At 45.5% G+C, this 253-nt stretch carries 2 tRNA genes; both read right to left on the reverse strand.

Going from position 1 to position 253, the window contains the following annotated elements:
* Positions 1–64: 64 nt before the first annotated feature.
* Positions 65–140 (reverse strand) — tRNA-Phe (locus tag RH46_RS03640).
* 7 nt (positions 141–147) lie between these two features.
* Positions 148–223: transfer RNA gene (locus RH46_RS03645), tRNA-Thr, on the reverse strand.
* Positions 224–253: the final 30 nt, after the last annotated feature.

The following is a 253-nucleotide window of genomic DNA, read 5'->3' on the forward strand; positions in this document are numbered from 1 at the left end:
AAGGGGGAATTATTTGTGTCAACAACAGGTCATTTCAGACCATTATTTGTTAAGCACCAAATAATGGTGCCTCGAGGCGGAATCGAACCACCGACACGAGGATTTTCAATCCTCTGCTCTACCGACTGAGCTATCGAGGCAAAAGAATGGTGCCGACTACCGGAATCGAACTGGTGACCTACTGATTACAAGTCAGTTGCTCTACCTACTGAGCTAAGTCGGCACACTATATTCTTTGTGCTTTTGTTCGTGT

This window comes from Vibrio brasiliensis LMG 20546 (assembly GCF_000189255.1).
Classification (GTDB): Bacteria; Pseudomonadota; Gammaproteobacteria; order Enterobacterales; family Vibrionaceae; genus Vibrio; species Vibrio brasiliensis.